Origin of the sequence: Massilia phyllosphaerae, assembly GCF_034659755.1 — a bacterium.
Taxonomy (GTDB): Bacteria; Pseudomonadota; Gammaproteobacteria; order Burkholderiales; family Burkholderiaceae_D; genus Telluria; species Telluria phyllosphaerae.
This window is the reverse complement of sequence record NZ_JAXSQX010000003.1, coordinates 264,494-286,775: the sequence shown is the minus strand read 5'-3', so window position 1 is coordinate 286,775 and position 22,282 is coordinate 264,494. Positions and strand designations below refer to the sequence as shown.

19 protein-coding genes are annotated in these 22,282 nt (G+C 63.6%); 14 read left to right on the top strand and 5 right to left on the bottom strand.

Translation table 11 applies throughout. The features are described 5' to 3' along the window. Positions 1–44 precede the first annotated feature (44 nt). The 7 genes from phbB to U1H99_RS13825 all read left to right on the top strand — a co-directional run bounded on the left by phbB (position 45) and on the right by U1H99_RS13825 (position 5,343). Entirely contained in the window at positions 45–788 is a 744-nt protein-coding gene (gene phbB, locus U1H99_RS13855; protein ID WP_323142320.1) for an acetoacetyl-CoA reductase, read from the top strand. A gap of 77 nt (positions 789–865) precedes the next feature. Then, positions 866–1,585, top strand: coding sequence for an AAA family ATPase (locus U1H99_RS13850; protein WP_323142319.1), 720 nt, complete (start codon positions 866–868; stop codon positions 1,583–1,585). A gap of 65 nt (positions 1,586–1,650) precedes the next feature. Further along, complete coding sequence (locus tag U1H99_RS13845; RefSeq protein WP_323142318.1) at positions 1,651–2,061, top strand: DUF2750 domain-containing protein; 411 nt, start codon at positions 1,651–1,653, stop codon at positions 2,059–2,061. Beyond that, positions 2,058–3,374, top strand: a complete 1,317-nt coding sequence (locus U1H99_RS13840) for an amino acid deaminase (RefSeq protein WP_323142317.1) — start codon at positions 2,058–2,060, stop codon at positions 3,372–3,374. Before U1H99_RS13845 ends, U1H99_RS13840 begins: the two co-directional genes overlap by 4 nt. Positions 3,375–3,428: 54 nt before the next feature. Beyond that, entirely contained in the window at positions 3,429–4,385 is a 957-nt protein-coding gene (gene pip / locus U1H99_RS13835; protein ID WP_323142316.1) for a prolyl aminopeptidase, read from the top strand. An 8-nt stretch (positions 4,386–4,393) separates the two neighbouring features. Then, positions 4,394–4,861, top strand: a complete 468-nt coding sequence (locus U1H99_RS13830; protein WP_141836317.1) for a DUF2721 domain-containing protein — start codon at positions 4,394–4,396, stop codon at positions 4,859–4,861. Between the two features lie 26 nt (positions 4,862–4,887). Continuing rightward, positions 4,888–5,343, top strand: coding sequence for a hypothetical protein (locus tag U1H99_RS13825; RefSeq protein ID WP_141836315.1), 456 nt, complete (start codon positions 4,888–4,890; stop codon positions 5,341–5,343). A 74-nt stretch (positions 5,344–5,417) separates the two neighbouring features. Here the strand turns inward: U1H99_RS13825 and U1H99_RS13820 are convergent, their stop codons facing one another. From U1H99_RS13820 to U1H99_RS13805, 4 genes are all read right to left on the bottom strand, one after another. Continuing rightward, entirely contained in the window at positions 5,418–5,933 is a 516-nt protein-coding gene (locus tag U1H99_RS13820) for a hypothetical protein (protein ID WP_323142315.1), read from the bottom strand. Positions 5,934–6,102: 169 nt separating this feature from the next. After that, positions 6,103–7,224 carry a beta-ketoacyl-ACP synthase III gene (locus U1H99_RS13815; protein ID WP_323142314.1) on the bottom strand — a complete coding sequence of 374 codons (1,122 nt, stop codon included), beginning with the start codon at positions 7,222–7,224 and terminating at the stop codon, positions 6,103–6,105. Between the two features lie 144 nt (positions 7,225–7,368). Continuing rightward, positions 7,369–8,793, bottom strand: a complete 1,425-nt coding sequence (locus U1H99_RS13810; protein WP_323142313.1) for a S41 family peptidase — start codon at positions 8,791–8,793, stop codon at positions 7,369–7,371. Positions 8,794–8,840: 47 nt separating this feature from the next. Next, positions 8,841–10,046, bottom strand: a complete 1,206-nt coding sequence (locus tag U1H99_RS13805; RefSeq protein WP_323142312.1) for a glycosyltransferase family 4 protein — start codon at positions 10,044–10,046, stop codon at positions 8,841–8,843. A gap of 264 nt (positions 10,047–10,310) precedes the next feature. Between U1H99_RS13805 and U1H99_RS13800 the strand changes: the two genes are divergently transcribed. The 6 genes from U1H99_RS13800 to U1H99_RS13775 all read left to right on the top strand — a co-directional run bounded on the left by U1H99_RS13800 (position 10,311) and on the right by U1H99_RS13775 (position 19,124). Then, the gene (locus U1H99_RS13800) at positions 10,311–11,678 is read left to right on the top strand and encodes a UDP-glucose dehydrogenase family protein (protein ID WP_323142311.1); all 1,368 of its coding nucleotides are present in this window, start codon (positions 10,311–10,313) and stop codon (positions 11,676–11,678) included. Further along, the gene (locus tag U1H99_RS13795; RefSeq protein WP_323142310.1) at positions 11,675–12,694 is read left to right on the top strand and encodes an NAD-dependent epimerase/dehydratase family protein; all 1,020 of its coding nucleotides are present in this window, start codon (positions 11,675–11,677) and stop codon (positions 12,692–12,694) included. Before U1H99_RS13800 ends, U1H99_RS13795 begins: the two co-directional genes overlap by 4 nt. After that, the gene (locus U1H99_RS13790) at positions 12,691–13,731 is read left to right on the top strand and encodes a bifunctional UDP-4-keto-pentose/UDP-xylose synthase (RefSeq protein ID WP_323142309.1); all 1,041 of its coding nucleotides are present in this window, start codon (positions 12,691–12,693) and stop codon (positions 13,729–13,731) included. Before U1H99_RS13795 ends, U1H99_RS13790 begins: the two co-directional genes overlap by 4 nt. Positions 13,732–14,103: 372 nt before the next feature. Then, the gene (locus U1H99_RS13785) at positions 14,104–14,688 is read left to right on the top strand and encodes a hypothetical protein (RefSeq protein ID WP_323142308.1); all 585 of its coding nucleotides are present in this window, start codon (positions 14,104–14,106) and stop codon (positions 14,686–14,688) included. Between the two features lie 232 nt (positions 14,689–14,920). Next, the gene (locus U1H99_RS13780; protein WP_323142307.1) at positions 14,921–16,969 is read left to right on the top strand and encodes a M13 family metallopeptidase; all 2,049 of its coding nucleotides are present in this window, start codon (positions 14,921–14,923) and stop codon (positions 16,967–16,969) included. An 85-nt stretch (positions 16,970–17,054) separates the two neighbouring features. Next, positions 17,055–19,124, top strand: a complete 2,070-nt coding sequence (locus tag U1H99_RS13775) for a M13 family metallopeptidase (RefSeq protein WP_323142306.1) — start codon at positions 17,055–17,057, stop codon at positions 19,122–19,124. Between the two features lie 75 nt (positions 19,125–19,199). Here U1H99_RS13775 and U1H99_RS13770 read toward each other — a convergent pair whose 3' ends face one another. Further along, complete coding sequence (locus U1H99_RS13770) at positions 19,200–20,987, bottom strand: right-handed parallel beta-helix repeat-containing protein (RefSeq protein ID WP_323142305.1); 1,788 nt, start codon at positions 20,985–20,987, stop codon at positions 19,200–19,202. A gap of 601 nt (positions 20,988–21,588) precedes the next feature. Between U1H99_RS13770 and U1H99_RS13765 the strand changes: the two genes are divergently transcribed. Then, positions 21,589–22,236, top strand: coding sequence for a PEP-CTERM sorting domain-containing protein (locus tag U1H99_RS13765; protein ID WP_323142304.1), 648 nt, complete (start codon positions 21,589–21,591; stop codon positions 22,234–22,236). The last annotated feature ends 46 nt before the right edge of the window (positions 22,237–22,282 follow it).

Genomic DNA, 22,282 nt, shown 5'->3' with positions numbered 1-22,282 from the left:
CAAGCAGTTCCTAAAACAGTTTTTTGAAAAACTAGGAGAAGACAATGACGAATCGAGTGGCATTGGTAACGGGCGGAATGGGCGGCCTGGGTGAAGCGATCTGCATCAAGCTGGCGGCGCTCGGCTATACGGTCGTGACGACGTATTCTCCGGGCAGCAAGAAGGCGGAAGGCTGGCTGGCCGCGATGCGCGAGCAGGGCCAGGACTTCAAGGCCTACGAGTGCGACGTGGCCGACTACGATTCGGCCCAGGCGTGCGTGGCCAAGGTGAGCCAGGAAGTGGGACCGGTCGACGTGCTGGTGAATAACGCCGGCATCACGCGCGACATGACTTTCAAGAAGATGGACAAGGTCAATTGGGACGCGGTCATGAAGACCAACCTGGATTCCGTGTTCAACATGACCAAGCCGGTCGCCGACGGCATGGTCGAACGCGGCTGGGGCCGCATCATCAACATCTCGTCGGTGAATGGCCAGAAGGGTGCTTTCGGCCAGACCAACTACTCGGCGGCCAAGGCCGGCATCCACGGTTTCAGCAAAGCCCTGGCGCTGGAAGTGGCGCGCAAGGGCGTGACCGTGAACACGATTTCGCCGGGCTATATCGGCACCAAGATGGTGACCGACATCCCGAGCGAAGTCCTGGAAAGCAAGATCCTGCCGCAGATCCCGATGGGGCGCCTGGGCAAGCCGGAAGAAGTCGCTGGCCTGGTCGCGTATCTGTCCTCGGACGAAGCCGCATTCGTGACCGGAGCCAACATCGCCATCAACGGCGGCCAGCACATGCAGTAAGTCGTTAGCGTAGGGTAGTGCCACTCGACACCGCCTGCGGGCGGTGTTTTCTTGTCTGGAGCGCTTTCAAGCCTGCTATGCCACTCAGTGCCAAACCCTATCTGCGTTCGGTCGCCATCGATCCACAGGCCCAGATCGATCCCGCCAGTTATCCGTTCACGATTCCGGCGGTGCGCGCGCTGGGCGTGCTCGAGCCGCATCCGGACGTGACCTTTTTCGTCGGCGAGAACGGCGCCGGCAAGTCGACGGTGCTGGAAGCGATCGCGGTGGCGCTCGGGATGCCGGCCGAGGGCGGCACGCGCAACGTCCACCGCGCGCAGCAGGACGTGTCGCCGCTGCATCGCATGCTGAAGCTGGTCAAGGGCTGGAAGATGCCGCGCGCGGCCTATTTCCTGCGTGCGGAAAGCCTTTTTAATGTATTCACTTACATCGACCAGCTCGGGCCCGGCGGCCCGCCTTCGCTGCACCTGAAATCGCACGGCGAAGCCTTCCTCGAGGTACTGCAGGATTTCCGGCGCGACGGCCTGTACCTGCTCGACGAACCCGAGGCGGCGCTGTCGCCCAACCGCCAGCTGGCGGCGCTGGCGCTGATCGACAAGCTGGTCAAGGACGGCTGCCAGTTCATCATCGCCACCCATTCGCCGATCCTGCTGGCCTATCCGCGCGCCAGGATCCTCAGCTTCGGGGCCGACGGCATCCGCGACGTCGCCTACGAAGACACCGAGCACTACGCCATCACGCGCGACTTCCTGAACCACTATCCGCGCCGCCTGCAGCAACTGCTGGACGGGGACTAGGCTGCGCCGCCCGGCCGCCATGTTGACGTATGCTGCTTCCAAACGGACAGCAATGAAAGGCGGCGATGGCGATCGATACCCGACAACTGCAGGCGGTGGTGATGCTGCCCGGACCGCAGCGCTACGAATATTTCGTCAAGCACGTGGCCGAAACCGGCGTGGTCTGGAGCCTGTACCGCCAGGGCTGGGCGCTGGCCAAGAAGGAGGACGGCACGCTGGTGTTCCCGCTGTGGCCGGATAGCGAATTCGCGCAGGTCTGCGCCGACTACGAATGGACGGGATACGCGCCGCAATCCTTCGCGCTGGACGAACTGATGACGGAACTGCTGCCGCAGCTGGAGCAGGACGGCATCGTCACCGGCGTGTTCTATACGCCCGGCGCGCGCGACGTGATGCCGACCGCCGGGCTGCTGCGCGCCGACCTCGACGATGAAATGGGGCGTCGCCGCCATGGCGTCGAAGGGGGAATGCCATGATCCTGCCCCACGGTTCCTTGTCCCTGTCGAGCCTGGAAGAACAATGGCTGCAGCCGGGCATGAAAGGCTTGCCGATCACCGCACCCTTGCGCCAGGGCGCGATCGGCGTGCAGGGCTGGAACGTGCTGCACGGCGACACCGGCTTCCCGGTCGGCGTGCTGAAGCTGAGGGCGCTGGAACACAACCTGGCGTGGATGCGCGATTTCTGCGCGCGCCACGGGGTCCTGCTGGCGCCGCACGGCAAGACCACCATGTGCCCGCAGCTGTTCGGCGCCCAGCTGGCCCACGGCGCCTGGGGCATCACGCTGGCGACCGTGCCGCAGGTGCAGGTGGCGCACCGCTTCGGCGTGCGCCGCGTGCTGCTCGCCAACCAGCCGGTCGCACGCAGCGACATCCGCGCGCTGCTGCAGCTGCTGCACGACGATCCCGATTTCGAGTGCAGCGTGCTGACCGATGCCCTGGCCGGCGTGGCGCGCCTGGCCGAGGAGGTGGCACAGCGCTCGCTGGCACGGCCGCTGCCGGTGCTGGTGGAGCTGGGCCTGCAGGGCAAGCGCAGCGGCTGCCGCACGCCGGAACAGGCGTTGACGGTGGCGCGTGCCGTCGCCGGCGCGCCGGGACTGGCGCTGGCCGGCTTCGAGGGCTACGAAGGGCTGCTGGTGTCGGACGACCGCGAAGCCGACCTGCGCGCGGTCGGCGCCTTCGTCGACCAGCTGTGCGGACTGGTGCTGGAAGCCGACGACGAAGGGCTGTTCACCGGCAGCACGATCCTGGTGTCGGCCGGCGGCTCGACCTATTTCGATCTGGTGGCGCGCGGCCTGGGCTCGCTGCACGGCTTGTCGCGGCCCTTGCAGCCGGTGCTGCGCAGCGGCTGCTACGTCACCAGCGACCATGGCTTGTATCACGACGCCCTGGCCGAACTCGATGCGCGCGCCGGCTATGCGGCCGGGCAGGGCTTGCGCCCGGCGCTGGAAATCTGGAGCGTGGTGCAATCGCGCCCCGAGGCAGATCTCGCCATCCTGGGCATGGGCAAGCGCGACGCGTCGCACGATGCCGGCCTGCCGCTGCCTTTGCTGATGCACCGGCCGGGGCCCGGCAGCCCGCAGGCGCTGGCGCCGGGCTGCGCCATCGTCAAGATGAACGACCAGCATGCCTACCTGCGCCTGCCCGAGGGGCCGCTGCGCGAGGGGCTGGCGGTGGGCGACCTGGTCGGCTGCGGCATCTCGCATCCCTGCACCACCTTCGACCGCTGGCCGCTGCTGCTGGCGGTCGACGACGATTACCTGGTGCGCGGGGCCTGCAATACCTTCTTCTGAAGCAGCCGGGCATTAAGTTACAATCAATTGTCGCTTCAACCAGAACGTAATCCCATGCCCGCCACCCCGCAGTCGCTGTTCCCGCCCATCCTGCCCAACCGCCATGGCATGCTCGCCGTCGACGACCTGCACACGATCTACTGGGAAGAAGTGGGCAACCCGAACGGCATCCCGGTGATCTTCCTGCACGGCGGCCCGGGCGCGGGTTTATCTCCCCAGCACCGCCGCTTCTTCGATCCCAGCGCCTACCGCGTGATCCTGTTCGACCAGCGCGGCGCCGGCAAATCGACCCCGCTGGGCGAATGGCGCAACAACACGACCCAGTTGCTGATCGACGACATCGAGCGCCTGCGCGCCATGTTCGGCATCGAGCGCTGGCTGGTGTTCGGCGGTTCCTGGGGGTCGACGCTGGCGCTGGCCTACGGGCAGGCGCACCCGGAGCGCTGCCTCGGCTTCGTGCTGCGCGGGATCTTCCTGTGCACCCCGGCCGAGATCGACTTCTTCCTGTACGGCGTGCAGTGGTTCTATCCGGATCTGTACGACGAGTTCATCGCTCCCATTCCGCCCGAGGAACGCGGCGACCTGCTCAAGGCCTATGCGACCCGCCTGCTGTGCGACGATCCGCAGCAGTTCTGGCCGGCGGCGCGCGCCTGGAGCCGCTTCGAGGGCCGCCGCGTGTTCCTGCTGCCGCAGGAAGAGGAAAGCTCGTCGGACACGCTCGACCTCGGCGTCGGCCGCCTGGAAGCGCACTATATGGCCAACGGCGCCTTCCTCGAGGACGACCAGCTGATCCGCAACATGGGTCGGATCGCGCACTTGCCGGGCGTGATCGTGCAGGGGCGCTACGACGTGATCTGCCCGCCGCTGGCGGCCTACCGCCTGCAGCAGGCCTGGCCGGGATCGCGCATGCGCATGATCCCGGACGCCGGCCACGGCGCGCTCGAAACCGGCATCGCGCGCGCGCTGGTCGGCGCCACCGAACAGTTCAAACGCCACGGCCGCTTCGACTGAGGAAAGCCATGAATATCCAGACCAACGACATCGGCCACGTGATCCAGCTGTCGATCGCGCCCGTGTTCCTGCTGACCGGCGTCGCCACCAAGCTCACCGTGCTGATGAACCGCCTGGGACGCATCATCGACCGCACGCGCGTGCTCAAGGAGCAGCTGCGCAAGGGGCCGAATCCCGAATGCCACGAAGAGCTGGATGTGCTGTACGTGCGCTGGCAGCTGATCAACTACGCGCTGACCGCCAGCACCCTGTGCGGCTTCCTGATCTGCGTCGTCATCGCCTGCCTGTTCCTGGGCGACACCGCCAACCTGCCGCTCGACCGCTATATCGCCGGCATGTTCGTGATCGCCATGATTGCCCTGATTGCCAGTTTCACTTTCCTGTTGCGCGAAGTCTTCGTCTCGTTCCGCTACATGCGCATGCACCTGCACGACACGCCGGCGCCCGAGCCGCAGCAGATGACGACGACGCATTGACCCCCTTTTGAAAGCCTCGAATCACCATGCAAGACTACCAACGACCCCCGACCCTGTACCGCTACGGCCTGCGCAGCGAACTGGAACAGGCGCTCAGCGCCGGCCAGTTCCGCCTGGTGCCCGCCAACGGCTTCCTGGTGGTCTCCTTCGCGCAGGAGTGGAACAAGGAACTGTTCACCGTGCTCGGCCCGGCCGACAGCTGCCTGGTCATCCATGATGCGGAGGCCTTCGGCGAGCGCCTGCACCGTGCCGTGCAGCGCACGCTGCCCAACTGGGCCGGCATCGACGGCCCGGTCGAATACGGCGTACGCTCGCGCCTCGGCCTGGCGTTCTCGAAAACCGCCGCCGAAGCACGCGAAAAGGAGTGGAAATTCGCCTGGCGCTCGATGTCGCCGCAGGCCAGCCTGAATCCGGTCACGGTGCGCATCGGCAGCCTCGAGCAGTTTGCCGAGCTGCGTTCGCCGGAAAGCTATCCGGTGTAAAAGGGCGCGTCCGGCGCGTGCAAAAAAATGGCCGGGTGAACTTCCACCCGGCCACTACCACCAACCACAGTGATTCAGTCCTGTCCGGCGCCGCTGCTGCCCTTCTTGCTCGGCCGGCTGGCGTAATCCGAGGCCGGCTGCTGCGTTTGATCGATCTGGCGCGAACCGCCGGCGCCGGTCTGCAGCGACCCCGACGGTCCGGTCGGCGATTCCTGCGAGCCGGCTTTCTGCTGCTGTTCCATGCCGCCGTAACCCGACTGGCGCGACGCGTTCAGGCGATCTTCCTCGCCACGCGCCTGCATCCGCTGCGCGCTCTGGCGGGCGCTCCAGCCGGCCTGCTGGGCACCGCCGCCGCCGCGCTGGCTGCCGACATTCGCATCGCCGCCGCCGCTACCGCCCTGCAGCGAACCGCGTGCCCGCAGCGCCGCACCCTGCTGTTCGATATTCGCCGACTGCACGCTGGCGCCGCCCGGCGCGACCCAGCCCGGCGCACGCGGCTGCTGGCTGCCCTCGGCCACCGTCATGGTCACGGCCTTTTCCTTGGCGATGCCGCGTGCACGGACGCTGTCCGGTCCTTTTTGCTTGGTCATGTTGATCCTCCTCAAGTGCTGCGCTGCTGAAGCGCTGACAGGAAGATCATGCGCGCCGGGAAGCCCGTATTCCAGAGGAAGAGGGAGCGCACCTTTGTAGGAGTAGAACTACCATCATTCCCGAGGGAATTGAGAATGATGGTTACTGCCGAGTTGCCTCAGGTAGGATTTATTTTTTGCGCACGACCACGCAACCGATCGAGTAACCGGCACCGAACGAGCAGATCACGCCCTGGGCGCCGCTCGGCAGGTCGTCCTGGTACGAGTGGAAGGCGATGATCGAGCCGGCCGACGAGGTATTCGCATAGGTATCCAGGATCACCGGCGCCTCGTTGGCGGCGGCATCGCGGCCGAGCAGGGTGCGGATGATCAGCTGGTTCATGCTCAGGTTGGCCTGGTGCAGCCAGAAGCGCGAGATATCGCCGATCTGCAGGCCGGCGCCCTCCACGGTCTCGCGGATCATCTCGGCCGCCATCGGGCAGACTTCCTTGAACACCTTGCGGCCCTGCTGGCGGAACAGTTTGTCGGCCAGGCCGACACCGGCTTCGTCGAAGCGGTTCATGAAGCCGAAGTTGTTGCGGATGTTGTTCGAGAACTTGGTCTTCAGCTTGGAATCCAGGATTTCGAACTGGTGCGCGCTGGTGGCGGTGTCGGCCGCCTCGATGATCATCGCGGTGCAGGCGTCGCCGAAGATGAAATGGCTGTCGCGGTCGCGGAAATTCAGGTGGGCGCTGGTGATTTCCGGATTCAGCACCAGTACGGCGCGCGCCTGGCCGGTCTGGACGGCGCCGGCCGCGGTCTGGATCGCGAAGGTGGCCGACGAGCAGGCCACGTTCATGTCGAAGCCGAAGCCCTCGATGCCGAGCGCATCCTGCACCTCGACCGCCATCGCCGGGTAGGCGCGCTGCATGTTGCTGGCCGCAACCAGCACCATGTCGATGTCGGCCGGGGTGCGGCCGGCGCGCTCGAGCGCCTGGCGCGCGGCGGCGACGCAGATCTCGGCCTGCAGCGACAGTGCTTCGTCGGCGCGTTCCTTGATGCGCGGGGTCATGTGGGCCGGATCGAGGATGCCGGCTTTTTCCATCACGTAGCGCGATTTGATGCCCGAGGCTTTTTCGATGAAGGCGCTGCTGGACGGTTCCAGCGCGCCCACTTCGCCGGCCGCGATCCGGTCCGCGTTCTCGGCATTGAACAGTTCGACGTAGGCGTTGAAGGCGGTCACCAGCTCATCGTTCGAGATGGCATGCGGAGGGGTGAACAGGCCGGTGCCGCTGATGACGACAGATTTCATGTTTGGCTTTCCAAGGTAATAACGGGAGGCAACTCCCGGAGAATCTGGCGATTCTACACAAAGGGACCGGCCGTGGGAATCGCCCTGGTAGGACCATTCTAATCAGGCATAACGCCCGTGGGGACGGGCTTTGCTCAATATCAGTCAGTGTGCCTGCTGGGCCAGCGGCGCCACCGCGGCGGCACGCTTCGACAGCTGTACCGGCAAGCCCTGCAGCTGGCGCAGCGCTTGCGCCAATTGAAAATCGTCGGCGCTGCCGAAGTCGAGCGGCTTGCGGCGGCGCGCCTCGGCCAGGATGCGCATCTGTTCCTGGATGTCGTCGTGGCGCGTGGCTTCCTCATGGTCACGATCGTTCGACAGATGGCGCTGCAGGTCGGCTTCGCGCATGCGCAGCGCGTTCAGGCCGTCGCCCTCGGCGGTTTCGTCGACCGCGACGTCGGGCAGGATGCCGCGCGCCTGGATCGAGCGCCCGCCCGGGGTGTAGTAGCGCGCCGTGGTGAGTTTCACGGCGGCGTCGCCGGACAGCGGGCGGATGGTCTGCACCGACCCCTTGCCGAAGGTCGGGCTGCCGACGATGGTGGCGCGCTTGTAGTCCTGCAGCGCGCCGGCCACGATTTCCGAGGCCGAGGCCGAGCCGGTGTTCACCAGCACCACCATCGGCACTGTCTTGAACAGGGCCGGTACCTTGGCCAGCGGGTCGATGCCGCGTCCCAGCATGTAGTACTCGGGGCGGCCATAGAAACGGGCGCGCGATTCCTCGAGCTGGCCGTTGGTCGAGACCACTTCGGCGCCGGCCGGCAAGAAAGCGGCGGACACGCCGATCGCGCCCTGCAGCAGGCCGCCCGGGTCGTTGCGCAGGTCGAGCACCAGGCCTTTCAATGCCGGTTCTTCGCGCGCCAGCGCCGCCAGTTTGTTGGCCAGGTCGTCCACGGTCGGTTCCTGGAATTGCGCGATGCGGATCCAGGCATAGCCGGGCGCGACGATCCTGCCCTTGACGCTCTTCTGCACGATTTCTTCGCGCACGATGTTGAACTCGAGCGGGGCCGGCGCGTCCTTGCGAATGATGGTCAGCACCACGCTGCTGTGCGGCGCCCCGCGCATGCGCTTGATGGCAGTGTCCATATCCATCTGCTTGACCGCGGCGCCGTCGATGTGGGAAATCAGGTCGCCGGCCTGGATGCCGGCGCGCGCCGCCGGCGAATCCTCGATCGGGGCGGTGATCTTGATGGTGCCCTCGTCGCCCTGGCCGATCTCGATGCCGAGGCCGACGAATTTGCCCTCGGTGCCCTCGCGCAGCTCGCGCCAGGCGGCGCGGTCGAGGTAGGCCGAGTGGGGGTCGAGCGCGTCGACCATGCCCGCCACGGCCTGGGTGATGAGTTTTCGCTGGTCGACCGGCTCCACGTAATCGGCCTCGATCAGGCGGTAGACGCTGGCCACCTGGCGCAGGGCGTCGACCGGCATGCCATCCTCGACCGGCTTGTTCGCCAGCGAGGAAAACTGCATCGTCACCCCGACCCCGAGGATCACCCCGAGGGCGACGAGGCCATAGTGCTTGAGGGAAGAGCCCATTACTGAATACCGGTCCGGAAATGTGGATGCCGGCTCAGTATACTCGCTCAGGCTGCGACGCGGCGGCCGCTCGACAAGGGGCGCGCGGTACTGATGATGCGCGAAAACAGCTGGATCTGGCCTTCCGTGGTCGCATCCCAGCTGAAATTCTCGGCGTAGCGGCGGGTGGCCGCGTGATCAGGATAATTTTCGCGCAGGGTACGCACGGCACGGGCGATGCCTTCCGAGGTGCGCTCCGGCATCAGCACGCCGGCCTCGGGCGCGGCCACGACTTCCGGCGTGCCCCACACGTTGCTGGCCACCACCGGGGTGCCGCAGGCCATCGATTCCAGCAGCACGTTGGCCCAGCCCTCGCGGCTGGATGCCAGCACCATGGCGTCGGCGGCGTTGTAATACTCTTTCAGCTGGGGCTGGGCCACCGAGCCGAGGAAGGTGACGCGGTCCGCCACGCCCAGGCGCTGGGCTTGCATTTCCAGGTTCTTGCGTTCCGGGCCGGTACCGGCGATCAGCAGTTTCGCGTCGGGCATCAGGGGCAGGGCGCCGATCGTCAGGTCGTGCGCCTTGCGGGTATCGAGCAGGCCGACCGAGACCAGGGTAAACCCGTCGATGCCGAGCTTGGTGCGCGCGGCTTGCCGGTCCATCGGCTGGAAGCGCTGCAGGTCGACGCCGTTGCGCAGCGGGACGATGCGTTCGCCCGGCATGCCGAGCTGGACCATTTCATCGCGCAGCGCATTGCACACCGTGATCATGCCAGCGGCGTTCTCCGCCGCCCACATCAGCTGCTTGCGCGGCAGCGCGTATTGCGGAATCAGGTTGATGTCGGTGCCGCGTGCGGTGATCACGACCGGCTTGTTGAAATATTTGCCGAGCATGACCGCGGCCACGCCGTCCGGATAGAAATAATGGGCGTCGATGGCGTCGAAGTCGTAACCCTCGTCGATGATGCGGCCGATTTCCTGCTTCGCCGACTGGGCCAGCAGCCAGGGCGCCACCGTCATCCCGACTTTCGGGATCACCAGGTAGCGCGGATGGCGCACGTCGATGTCGTAGCGCGTCTCGCGCCGCGGCACCCCGGCGAAGGCGGCATAGCTGCCGAAACGCAAGTTCGACGACGGGAACCAGGGTACCGGCGCCACCACTTTTGAAGCGACTCTACCGCTGCCCAGCAGGTAGCGCAGGCGGGTTTCGACGAAGATGCCGTGGCTGGGCTTGACCGTGTTGGGGAACAGCGTGCTGAATGTAAGGAGCTTCATGGGGTGCAGTAAAAGTGGCGGCCGGGGCGGACCGGGCAGGGGGCTATTATGTTACATAACGCAACACCTGTCTTTTCTAACGGAACGTATCGTCGCTTAATAGCAAAAATGTAACGTGCGTAACGTGCTCAGTAGAAATTTATGATAAATTCGACCGGTTCCTAGCCTAGAGGAAAGTCTGCTTGTCTTTCCGCTAGCCTTCATTTTCATGGGATGTTCCGGCCGGCGGCACGGGCATCGCGTGCTTCACCTACTGTATAGATTATGAAAATTTCCGTTATCGGGACTGGTTACGTTGGCCTGGTGTCAGGCGCTTGCTTTGCCGACGTCGGCAACACCGTGCTGTGCCTCGACGTCGACACGCGCAAAATCACGATGCTCAAGGATGGCGTCATCCCGATCCACGAACCTGGCCTGGACAGCCTGGTGCAGCGCAATGCCGCCGCCGGCCGTCTGCTGTTCTCGTCGGACTACGACGACGCGGTCAGCCACGCCGACATCATCTTCCTGGCCGTGGGCACCCCGCCGGACGAAGACGGCAGCGCGGATCTCACCCATATCCTGTCGGCCGCGCGCAGCATCGGCCAGCGCCTGACGAAACCGGCGGTGATCGTCGACAAGTCGACGGTGCCGGTCGGTACCGCCGAGAAGGTCAAGCGCGCGATTGCCGGCGAGCTGGAAAAGCGCGGCGTGGACGTCGCCTTCAGCGTGGTCAGCAACCCCGAATTCCTGAAGGAAGGCGCGGCGATCGAGGACTTCATGAAGCCCGACCGCATCGTGGTCGGCGGCGACGAAGCGGAAGCGATGAAGCAGATGCGCAAGCTGTACGCGCCGTTCAGCCGCAACCACGAGAAATTCGTCGAGATGGACGTGCGCAGCGCCGAGCTGACCAAGTACGCGGCGAATGCCATGCTGGCCACCCGCATCAGTTTCATGAACGAGCTGGCCAACCTGTCCGAACTGCTGGGCGCCGACATCGAAGCGGTGCGCATGGGCATCGGCATGGACCCGCGCATCGGCCCCGATTTCCTGTACGCCGGCATGGGCTACGGCGGCTCCTGCTTCCCGAAGGACGTCAAGGCACTGATCAAGACCGCCAGCGGCCACGACCGCCACCTGCACCTGCTCAGCGCCACCGAAACCGTCAACGACGCCCAGAAGAACGTGCTGTTCACGAAGCTGGTGCGTTTCTTCGGCTCGGAACAGGCGTTGCAGGGCAAGACCATCGCGCTGTGGGGCCTGTCGTTCAAGCCGAACACCGACGACATGCGCGAAGCGCCGAGCCGTATCCTGATCCGTTCGCTGTTCGCCGCCGGCGCCAGCGTGATCGCCTACGACCCGGTCGCCAGCACCGAAGCCCAGCGCGTACTGGTGGCCGAGCATGGCGAAGCGCTGTGCCAGGAACGCTTGCGCATCGTCGACTCGGCCAAGGCCGCGGTCGAAGGCGCCGACGTGCTGGTGCTGGTCACCGAATGGAAGGAATTCCGCGCGCCGGACCTGCCTTTCCTGGCCGACAAGCTGAAACTGAAGGCGGTGTTCGACGGTCGTAACATCTACGATCCGGAAGCGTTCGCGGCCGCCGGCCTGGCCTACGAAGGCATCGGCCGCCGTTCGAAGAAAGTGGAACAATGACCGACCCAGTGCAAGGCACGGACAAGCAGACGGTGCTGGTGACCGGCGCCGCCGGCTTCATCGGCAGCGCGGTGGCGGTGCGCCTGGCCGGCATGGGCTACCGCGTGGTCGGCTGCGACAACTTCAACGATTACTACGACCCGGCGCTCAAGCACCACCGCGTCGAGGCCCTGCTGGGCCCGGCCGGCGTGCCTTGCGAGACGGTCGAACTGAGCGACGGCGAACAGACCGCCGCCCTGTTCGAGCGCGTGAAACCGGCGCTGGTGGTGCACCTGGCCGCCCAGGCCGGCGTGCGCTATTCGCTGAAGAACCCGGCCGCCTACGTGCAGGCCAACCTGGTGGCCTTCGGCCACATCCTGGAAGGCTGCCGCAAGTTCAACACCCAGCACCTGCTGTACGCCAGCAGCAGCAGCGTGTACGGCGCCAACGCCAAGACCCCGTTCAGTGAAACCGACCAGACCGACGCGCCGGTGTCGCTGTACGCGGCCACCAAGAAGGCGAACGAGCTGATGGCGCATACCTACAGCCACCTGTACGGTCTGCCGATCACCGGGCTGCGCTTCTTCACGGTCTACGGACCGTGGGGCCGGCCCGACATGGCCTATTTCAGCTTCGCGCGCAAGATGCTGGCCGGGGAAAGCATCCCGGTCTTTGCCGAAGGCAAGCTGTACCGCGACTTCACCTATATCGACGACATCGTCGAAGGCGTGGTGCGCCTGCTGTTCAAGCCGTCGATCCGCGAAGGCCAGCCGCCGCACTCGATCTTTAATATCGGCAACAACAACCCGGTACAGGTGCTGGATTTCATCCGCACCCTGGAAGAGGCGGTCGGGGTCAAGGCCGCGCTGGATTTCCAGCCGATGCAGCCGGGCGACGTGCCGGCCACGCATGCCGACACGAACAAGCTGCAGGACTGGGTCGGCTACAAGCCGACCACCTCTCTGGCGACGGGATTGGGCGAATTTGCGCGATGGTATAATCAGGCAACCAAGGCAAATGTTTCCTATCTGAAATGAAAAAAGTCCTCATCCTCGGCGTCAACGGTTTTATTGGCCACCACCTGTCCAAGCGTATTCTGGAGACGACCGACTGGGAAGTGTATGGGATGGACATGCAGTGCGAGCGCCTGGGCGACCTGCTGGATAATCCGCGCATGCACTTTTTCGAGGGCGACATCACGATCAACAAGGAATGGGTCGAGTACCACGTCAAGAAATGCGACGTGATCCTGCCGCTGGTGGCGATCGCCACGCCCTCGACCTACGTGAAAGAACCGCTGCGCGTGTTCGAACTCGACTTCGAGGCCAACCTGCCGATCGTGCGCTCGGCCGCGAAGTACAAAAAACACCTGATCTTCCCATCGACTTCGGAAGTCTACGGCATGAGCCCGGACGCCGAGTTCGATCCCGAAAATTCCAGCCTGGTCTACGGCCCGATCAACAAGCCGCGTTGGATCTACGCTTGCGCCAAGCAATTGATGGACCGTGTGATCTGGGGCTACGGCATGGAAGGCCTGAATTTCACGCTGTTCCGTCCGTTCAACTGGATCGGCGCCGGCCTCGATTCGATCCACACGCCGAAGGAAGGCTCGTCGCGCGTGCTGACCCAGTTCCTGGGCCACATCGTGCGCGGCGAACCGATCCAGCTGGTCGACGGCGGCGCCCAGAAGCGCTCGTTCACCTATGTCGACGACGGCATCTCGGCGCTGATGAAGATCATCGAGAACAAGGACGGCAAGGCCACCGGCAAGATCTATAACGTCGGCAACCCGGTCAACAATTACTCGATCCGCGAACTGGCCACCATGATGCTGGACCTGGCGGCCGAATACCCGGAATACCGTGAGACCGCGAAGCAGGTCAAGCTGGTCGAGACCAGCTCGGGCGCCTACTACGGCACCGGCTACCAGGACGTGCAGAACCGTGTGCCGAAGATCGAGAATACCGAGTCGGAGCTGGGGTGGCAGCCGCAGGTGTCGATGCAGGATGCGCTGCGCAAGATCTTCGATTCGTACAAGGACAATCTGGGCGATGCCAAGCAGCTCAATTCGTGAGTGTTTGTCGTCTCCATCAAAAGGCTGCCGTGGCAGCCTTTTTTATTGCCAGCAGCGTCAATACAATTTCGATGTTCTTGTAAATCCTTGTATTCCGTCCCCAACGTAGGGTAAGTATTTGTAAAGGGCCCGGACAGGGCCGGGCGAGAGGCATATAGTCGATCTCAGTTTTTCTCTCTCTCCACTCTTGAAGTGGTCTTTGCCCACGGTACCCACCGTGGGCTTTTTTATGCGCCATCGGAAAACCTGCTGCGCATTGCATTTTGAGATTGCGATGCTCGCTGTACCTCCGTACAGCTGCGCTTCTCGTCTCAAACTGCTGCCGCTCGCGACGGTTTTTCTCGATGGCGCTTCGCCCAGGAGATTTGCAGTATGTTAAGAACCCGCCTGTTTCGCGCCTGCGTGCTGGCCCTTGCCGTCGGTGCCGCCACGCCCTCGTTCGCCGTGCCGCTGATGGACATGCGTGTCGAAGACCTGATGTTCATGGCATCCGACCTGAAGTCGTCGATGCACCTGAGTACCAACCAGCAAACCTTGTGGAACCAGGTCGAGGGCCGCACCCGCAGCGTACTGCGCGAGCGCCAGCACCGCCGGGACACGCTGCAGGAACAGGCCAAGACGATGCTGGCCAAGCCGGACGTCGAATTGCGTGAGCTGAATAAACTGGTGGAAGCGGAAAGCGCGGCCGCGAATGCGGAAGACAGGCAGCTGCGCGAGCTGTGGCTGGGCGTGAACGATGCCCTCGACGACAAGCAGCGTGCCCAGCTTGCGGTGTTCCTGGGCGAGCAACTGTTGCGCGTGGTGCCGGAAGGGCGGCCGGGCGGCGCCGGCGAGCGGGGCGGCGAACGGGGAGAGCGGCGCGGCGGACGTGGCGGCCGCGGCATGGGCGGCATGGGCGGCGCCGGCGGCGCGGGCAGTACGGGCCCGGGCGGCGCCTCGATCAACATCGGCGGATGAGACCCGCGGTGGTGCTCACATATGCATGATGTATCGAAAAGTAAAAAAGCGTGTTTCTGTGTAATGGCTTTACCCTTCCCGGCTAGAATTTCCTCGATCTAGTCGGCAACATGGGGCAGGAACGACGGACAAGTGCCTGTCAGACAACAGCCCGGTTTTGCCAAGCCGGGCTATGTTACATTTGCCGACGGCCACAAGCCGCTCTTTTCCCTATGCAATGAAGGACTTCCTTGTGAAACGTTACCTGTTGAGCACCCTGACCCTGTCCCTGCTGGCCGCTTTCGCCAACGCTGCGGACAATGCCCCGGCATCGACTGCAACCGCAGCCAAGTCCGGCATCGAGACGCAGTACATCGACCCGACCGTACGCGCCCAGGACGACTTTTTCGAATACCTCAACGGCAAGTGGCTGAAAACCGCCGAGATCCCGGCCGACAAGTCGAGCTGGGGTACCTTCATGAAGCTGCGCGACGACACCACGCCGCAGCTGCGCGCCATCATCGAAGCCGACCAGCAAGCCAAGGCCAAGCCGGGTACCGATGCCCGCAAGATCGGCGACCTGTACGCCAGCTTCATGGACGAGAACAAGCTGGAAGCCCTCGGTACCAAGCCGCTCGCCGGCGAGCTGCAGCGCATCCGCACGTTGAAGGACAAGAAGGGCGTGCCGGCCCTGGTCGCGCACCTGGCCAAAATCGGCGTGGCCACGCCCTACGGCATTGGCGTGGCGCAGGACGCCAAGGCATCGACCCGCTACGCGACCTACATCCGCCAGGGCGGGCTGGGCATGCCGGACCGCGATTACTACCTGAAGCTGGACGACAAGCGCATGGCCGGCATCCGCGCCAAGTACGAAACGCATGTCGCCACCATCCTCGGCCTGGCCGGAGAAAAGGACGCCGCCGCCAAGGCGAAAGCGATCGTGGCCTTCGAGACCAGGCTGGCCGAGGTCCAGTGGAACCGCGTCGAACTGCGCGATCCAAACAAGGGCTACAACAAGATGAGCGTGGCCGAGCTGTCGACCCTGGCGCCGGACTACGACTGGAAGAGCGCGCTGGCTGCCGCCGGCGTCGGCAACAAGGCCGACTACGTGATCGTCGGCCAGCCGAGCTACGTCACCGGCTTCAACAAGGTGCTGAACGACACCGACCTCGAGACCGTCAAGGCCTATTTCCAGTGGCAGCTGCTGCGCGAATACTCGCCCTACCTGAGCAAGGGCTTCGTCGACGCCAACTTCGACTTCTACGGCACCATGCTGACCGGCGTCACCGAGAACCGTCCGCGCTGGAAGCGCGCCGTGTCGACCGTCGAAGGCGCGCTGGGCGAAGCGCTGGGCCGCGAATACGTGGCCAAGTACTTCCCGCCGGAGAGAAAAGCGCGCATGGACGCGCTGGTCAAGAACGTGCTGGCCGCTTATAAAGAGTCGATCGACGGCCTCGACTGGATGGGCGCGGCCACCAAGAAGGAAGCGCAGGCCAAGCTGGCCACCTTCAACCCGAAGATCGGCTACCCGAACAAATGGCGCGACTACACGAAACTGGCGGTCAAACCGGATGACCTGGCCGGCAACGTGATGCGCGCCTCGACCTTCGCCTACAACCGCAACATCAACAAGCTGGGCACGCCGATCGACCGCGAGGAATGGGGCATGACGCCGCAGACCATCAACGCCTACTACAACTCGCGCCTGAACGAGATCGTGTTCCCGGCCGCGATCCTGCAGCCGCCGTTCTTCAATGCCGAAGCCGACGATGCCGTGAACTACGGCGCGATCGGCGCCGTGATCGGCCACGAGATCGGCCACGGCTTCGACGACAAGGGCAGCCAGTCGGACGGCGAGGGCAACCTGCGCAACTGGTGGACCAAGGAAGACGAGGCGCGCTTCAAGGCCAAGACCGACATGCTGGTCAAGCAGTACGACGCCTTCGAGCCGGTGCCGGGCTACCACGTCAACGGTGCGCTGACCCTGGGCGAGAACATCGGCGACAACTCGGGCCTGGCCATCGCCTACAAAGCCTACAAGATCTCGCTGCACGGCCAGCCGGCCCCGGTCATCGACGGCCTCACCGGCGACCAGCGCTTCTTCATGGGCTTCGGCCAGGTGTGGCGCTCCAAGATGCGCGACGAAGCGGCGATCAACCAGGTCAAGACCGACCCGCACTCGCCGGGCCAGTTCCGCGCCAACGGCACCCTGCGCAACCAGGCCGCCTTCTATGAAGCCTTCGGCATCAAGGAAGGCGACAAGATGTACCTGAAGCCGGAAGACCGCGTGACGATCTGGTGATCCGCATCTGGTAAGCTGCACCGGCACGACCCGGGCCGGCGGCGATCCCGCCGGCCGATTGACCACAATCCGAGAGACCAAAGAGATGAAAAAACAATACCTGTTGAGCGCACTCACCCTGGCGCTGATCTCCAGCCTGGGCCACGCGGCCGAAGGCGCCGCCGCGGCCAAGAGCACCGCTGCTAAGAGCGGGCAGACCCTGAGCGCCGGCATCGCCACCCAATACATCGAGCCGTCCGTACGCCCGCAGGACGACTTCTTCGAATACCTGAACGGCAAGTGGCTCAAGACGGTCGAGATCCCGTCCGACAAGTCGAGCTGGGGCTCGTTCATGGAACTGCGCGAGAACACCCTGCCGCAGCTGCGCGGCATCATCGAAAAGACCGCGGCGACCAACCCGTCCGCCGGCACCGACGCCCAGCGCATCGGCGACTTTTACGCCAGCTTCATGGACGAGGCGCGCCTGGAACAGCTGGGCGTGGCCCCGCTGAAGCCCGAGCTGGACAAGATCGCCGCCCTGAAGGACAAGTCGGAGCTGCCGGCCATGCTGGCCCGCCTCGGTAAAATCGGCGTCGGCGTGCCGTTCGACTTCGGTATCCACCAGGACAACAAGGATTCGACCAAGTACGTCGCCGACATCGGCCAGGGCGGCCTGGGCATGCCGGACCGCGACTACTACCTGAAGGCGGACGACGCCAAGCTGGCCGACACCAAGGCCAAGTACCAGGCCCACGTTCAGAAGATGCTGGCCATGGCCGGCGACAAGAACGCCGCCGCCAACGCGAAAGCCATCGTCGACTTCGAAACCGAGATCGCCCGCGTGCAATGGACCAAGGTCGAACTGCGCGACCCGATCAAGGCCTACAACAAGGTCAACCTGGCCGACATGGACAAGACCGCCCCGGGCTTCGACTGGAAGACCTGGTTCGACACCACCGGCATCGGCGCCAAGGCGAGCTACGTGATCGTCGGCCAGCCGACCTACCTGAAAGGCTTCGTCGAGCTGTCGAACAAGACCCCGATCGACACCTGGAAAGCCTACCTGTCGCTGCACCTGATCGAATCCTACGGCAGCTTCCTGTCGAAGAACTTCGCCGACGAGCGTTTCGATTTCTACGGCCGCACCCTGTCGGGCGTGAAGGAGCAGGAACCACGCTGGAAGCGCGGCGTCGGCGCGGTCGAGCGTGCGCAGGGCGAAGCGCTGGGCAAGCTGTACGTGGCCGAATACTTCCCGGCCGAGCGCAAGGCGCGCATGGAAGCGCTGGTCAAGAACCTGCTGGCCGCCTATAAGCAGTCGATCGACAAACTGGACTGGATGAGCCCGGCGACCAAGAAGGAAGCGCAAGCCAAGCTGGCCACCTTCAACCCGAAGATTGGCTACCCGAACAAGTGGAAGGATTACTCGGCCCTGACCGTCAAGCGCGACGACCTGGTCGGCAACGTGATGCGTTCGCGCGTGGTCGAAGCCGACCGCGAGCTGAACAAGCTGGGCCGCCCGATCGACCGCGACGAGTGGGGCATGACGCCGCAGACCATCAACGCCTACTACAACCCGGAGATGAACGAGATCGTGTTCCCGGCCGCGATCCTGCAGCCGCCGTTCTTCGACGCCAATGCGGACGACGCGGTCAACTACGGCGGCATCGGCGCCGTGATCGGCCACGAGATCAGCCACGGCTTCGACGACCAGGGTGCCCAGTACGACGGCAAGGGCAACCTGCGCGACTGGTGGACCGCGTCCGACCACAAGAACTTCAAGGCCAAGACCGCGATGCTGGTCAACCAGTACAACGCCTTCGAGCCGCTGCCGGGCTACCACGTCAACGGCGAGCTGACCCTGGGCGAGAACATCGCCGACAACTCGGGCCTGGCCATCGCCTACAAGGCCTATCACATCTCGCTGAAGGGCAAGAAGGCGCCGGTCATCGACGGCCTCACCGGCGACCAGCGCCTGTACATGGGCTGGGCACAGGTGTGGCGTTCGAAGATGCGCGAACAGCAGCAGATCGTACAGGTGAAGACCGACCCGCACTCGCCGGGCCAGTACCGCGCCAACGGCACCCTCAAGAACCAGCCGGGCTACTACGAAGCCTTCGGCGTGAAGCCGGGCGACAAGATGTACCTGGCGCCGAAGGACCGCGTGATCATCTGGTAATGCATCGTCGACAATGAAAAAGGCCGCGAACTTCGCGGCCTTTTTTTACATCGACGCGGTGCTCAGGTCATCCGCTTATTTCGTCAGGCTGGACACGCTGCACGACTTGACCACGCCCAGGGCCGGGTCGCCGAAGATGCTGTTCGAGCACGCCACCGTACCGGTGAAGGTCCTGGTCACGAAGCTGCTGCCGGCGCCGTAGCGGACGTCGCGGGTGCCGCTGAAGGTGCACAGGCCTTCCTCGCCGGCGCAGGTGTTCCAGGTTTCGGCTGCCGGTGCAGTGCTGCTGTCGGCGGCGTAGCTGCAGGTCTTGGCCACGTTCGGGGTCGGGTCGCCGAACACGGCGTTGCTGCAGGCGACCGAACCGGTCACAGTGCGCGACACGAAGGTCGTGCCGGAGCCGTAGCGCACTTCATGGGTGCCGCTGAAGGTGCAGGTGCCGCCTTCGTTGGCGCACTGGGTCCAGGCGGTGGCCGCATAGCTGCAGGTCTTGGCCACGTTCGGGGTCGGGTCGCCGAATACGGCGTTGCTGCAGGCGACCGAACCGGTCACGGTGCGCGACACGAAGGTCATGCCCGAGCCGTAGCGCACTTCACGGGTGCCGCTGAAGGTGCAGGTGCCGCCTTCGTTGGCGCACTGGGTCCAGCCCGTCGTTACCGGCGGCGTCGCGGCAGCGCCGTTGGATGCGTAGGCGCCGATGTCGTTGACGTTGGCGCGGGCCTCGCCCGAGGCCACGTGCTGGTATTGCGCGATCGGGGCCAGCACGAAGCCGGTCGGTGCGGTACCGGGGGCCGAGGCGGCATTGATCATCGGCGAACCGGCGGCTGGATGCAGGTCGTAGGTGGCGCGGTTGACGAAGGCTGGCGTGGCGGCGCTGTAGTTGGTCCTGAGGGTCGCGTTACCCTGGCTGGTCACGCTGCCGGCACCCGCAAATACGTTGTTCTGAATCAGGGCAGGGGTGCCGACACCGGAACCGATCATCACGAAGGTGCCCGAACCGGCATCGTTCAGGAAGGTATTGTTGACCACGTACAGGTCCTTGCCCGGGTTGCTCGCGCCTTCCTCGCCATAGGCCAGGATGTTCGGGTTGCTGTTGGCGGCCGGCTGCTCGATCACGTTGCCGATGACGTACGAGGTGCCGGCGTTGGGCAGGTCGACTTCGTAGCTCGGGCTGCCCGCTGCGGTGCTGCTGGTCTGGCCCGGCGCGGTGCTGGAGAAGCGGTTGTTGTAGATCGCGTTGACCTGGGCGCGCGACTTCAGGTTGTGGCCGACGTTGGCGTCGTGCGAATAGCTGTAGCGGAAGGTGAGGCTGCGGACGTTGCCGATATACAGGTTGTGGCTATAGCCGTCGCCGAAACCGTTGTGGCCGAATTCGCTGTACTCGATCAGGATATCGCTGGCGGTATTGGCGCCGCTCAGGATGCCGTTTTCGTTATCGTGCAGGAAGCTCTGGCGCAGCGTAAAACCGGTGCCTTCCAGGCGCAGTGCGGCGCCGTTCTGGTCCGGCACGCGGGCACCGTACATTTCCACGTTGTCGATGGTGATGTTGTTGCCGCCGACCACCCAGATCGCCTTGCCCATGGCATTGGCGCCGTTGGCATCGATCATCGGACGGCCATTGACGCCGCGGATGATCAGGTTATTGCGGGAAATGCCACAGACATCGCCCTTGTAAATATTGTTGCCGCTGATTTCGATGGTGTCGCCATCGCGAGCGGCATTGAAGGCCGCGCAAGGGGCGGAATACTGTTTGCCGGGACCGACCGACAGGGTCGCGGCGGATGCGCCGGTTGCCGCCAGCAGCGAGACCACCAGGGCAGGGGCCAGGCGGGCGGCGATGGAGCCGGTATTGCGCTGTTGCATGTCGTTTCCTCGTAAATGAAAATTCTTTTGAGCAGTTATTCCTGCTGGAAAGAATAGAGCTTACGAGATTTGAGAAATGCGGTTTGTAAGTATTTGTAACCAGAAATTAGGTAATGAATAACTATAAAATTCTTGCAATTGAGTTGATATACAGGCAACGTCAAGCAAATTGTTCCGTGAATATCAAGCAAACTAAAATTTTTTCCTACAGAAACTATTAGAGAAAGCAAGAATGGTTTTTATAGCGCACCAGCAAGGTGCGCAATGATAACTGCCTTGAAATTCCTTCTATATAAGGTAATTTAAATTTTTCAGCGAAACTTTATTCGTTGTTGTTTGTAGGTATCGGCTGGTGTTGATGAATAGAGAATACATATTACTAATGACCGTAAAAACTAATATAAATATTCTATTTTTATAAAAATATACCTAAAGTTTTTGTTGATTTTATACCGATAGAGACGTCGAGATTCTTTACAAGGAAAATTTGGAATGCGCTAAAGAGAAAAATAAGTTATTGATAAAGAACAGATTTCTTTGCTGGAATGAAAATTGCTTATGTTCTTGACATTATTTATAATTTTTCATCTGGGAGAAGTATGTGAAAAAAATATTCATTTCATTGATGTTACTTGCTGCATCCTTTGCGGTAGCAGGTACTGCATCTGCAATCGTTCTTACCGGTTCTACGTACAGCGTCTATCTTGAAGGCGAAACCAGCGGCAATGCCTCGCTCCCGGTCAGCGTCTTCGACAATACGCCGGCGACATTTACGCGCGCTGGCCTGGTGGTAACGACGAGCGAATCCGATACCATGCTGAGCAGTGGGGACAATCGGATCAGCCTCAACCTAAGTGCAGACGGCGACCTGTTTCCCGTCTTTAATGAAGGTGCCTATCTCGGCGTCGGCACCTTTGGCGACGTGATCGATCTGGTTTCTGCAGTCACCTTGTACGACGTGCGCGTGACCCTGCGCGACCTGCTCGGCAAGGTGCTGTTCGTTTCGGACAACCTGACCGACATCGACCCGACCATCCAGACCCAGCCTTGGGACGGCAGCCTGCCGACGCCCGCGACCAGCTTGTTTATCAGCGAAATCGGTGGGCAGGGCCTCTCCAACATCACCTTCGATTTCTATGTGCGACGTGAGGCCCACAGCGATGTGCCGGAACCGGGCAGCATGCTGCTGTGCGGCGCCGGCCTGCTGGCGGCTTGCTCTGTGCGCCGCCGCCGTCAATCCCGGATGTGATCCAGCGGCCGGAGACGTACGCCCCGGCTGCCAGCCTTGCTTGTGC

Bases quoted from the DNA above. Each gene is read 5' to 3' on its own strand.
- phbB (WP_323142320.1), top strand. From the start codon at position 45: ATGACGAATCGAGTGGCATTGGTAACGGGCGGAATGGGCGGCCTGGGT.
- U1H99_RS13850 (WP_323142319.1), top strand. From the start codon at position 866: ATGCCACTCAGTGCCAAACCCTATCTGCGTTCGGTCGCCATCGATCCA.
- U1H99_RS13845 (WP_323142318.1), top strand. From the start codon at position 1,651: ATGGCGATCGATACCCGACAACTGCAGGCGGTGGTGATGCTGCCCGGA.
- U1H99_RS13840 (WP_323142317.1), top strand. From the start codon at position 2,058: ATGATCCTGCCCCACGGTTCCTTGTCCCTGTCGAGCCTGGAAGAACAA.
- pip (WP_323142316.1), top strand. From the start codon at position 3,429: ATGCCCGCCACCCCGCAGTCGCTGTTCCCGCCCATCCTGCCCAACCGC.
- U1H99_RS13830 (WP_141836317.1), top strand. From the start codon at position 4,394: ATGAATATCCAGACCAACGACATCGGCCACGTGATCCAGCTGTCGATC.
- U1H99_RS13825 (WP_141836315.1), top strand. From the start codon at position 4,888: ATGCAAGACTACCAACGACCCCCGACCCTGTACCGCTACGGCCTGCGC.
- U1H99_RS13820 (WP_323142315.1), bottom strand. From the start codon at position 5,933: ATGACCAAGCAAAAAGGACCGGACAGCGTCCGTGCACGCGGCATCGCC.
- U1H99_RS13815 (WP_323142314.1), bottom strand. From the start codon at position 7,224: ATGAAATCTGTCGTCATCAGCGGCACCGGCCTGTTCACCCCTCCGCAT.
- U1H99_RS13810 (WP_323142313.1), bottom strand. From the start codon at position 8,793: ATGGGCTCTTCCCTCAAGCACTATGGCCTCGTCGCCCTCGGGGTGATC.
- U1H99_RS13805 (WP_323142312.1), bottom strand. From the start codon at position 10,046: ATGAAGCTCCTTACATTCAGCACGCTGTTCCCCAACACGGTCAAGCCC.
- U1H99_RS13800 (WP_323142311.1), top strand. From the start codon at position 10,311: ATGAAAATTTCCGTTATCGGGACTGGTTACGTTGGCCTGGTGTCAGGC.
- U1H99_RS13795 (WP_323142310.1), top strand. From the start codon at position 11,675: ATGACCGACCCAGTGCAAGGCACGGACAAGCAGACGGTGCTGGTGACC.
- U1H99_RS13790 (WP_323142309.1), top strand. From the start codon at position 12,691: ATGAAAAAAGTCCTCATCCTCGGCGTCAACGGTTTTATTGGCCACCAC.
- U1H99_RS13785 (WP_323142308.1), top strand. From the start codon at position 14,104: ATGTTAAGAACCCGCCTGTTTCGCGCCTGCGTGCTGGCCCTTGCCGTC.
- U1H99_RS13775 (WP_323142306.1), top strand. From the start codon at position 17,055: ATGAAAAAACAATACCTGTTGAGCGCACTCACCCTGGCGCTGATCTCC.
- U1H99_RS13770 (WP_323142305.1), bottom strand. From the start codon at position 20,987: ATGCAACAGCGCAATACCGGCTCCATCGCCGCCCGCCTGGCCCCTGCC.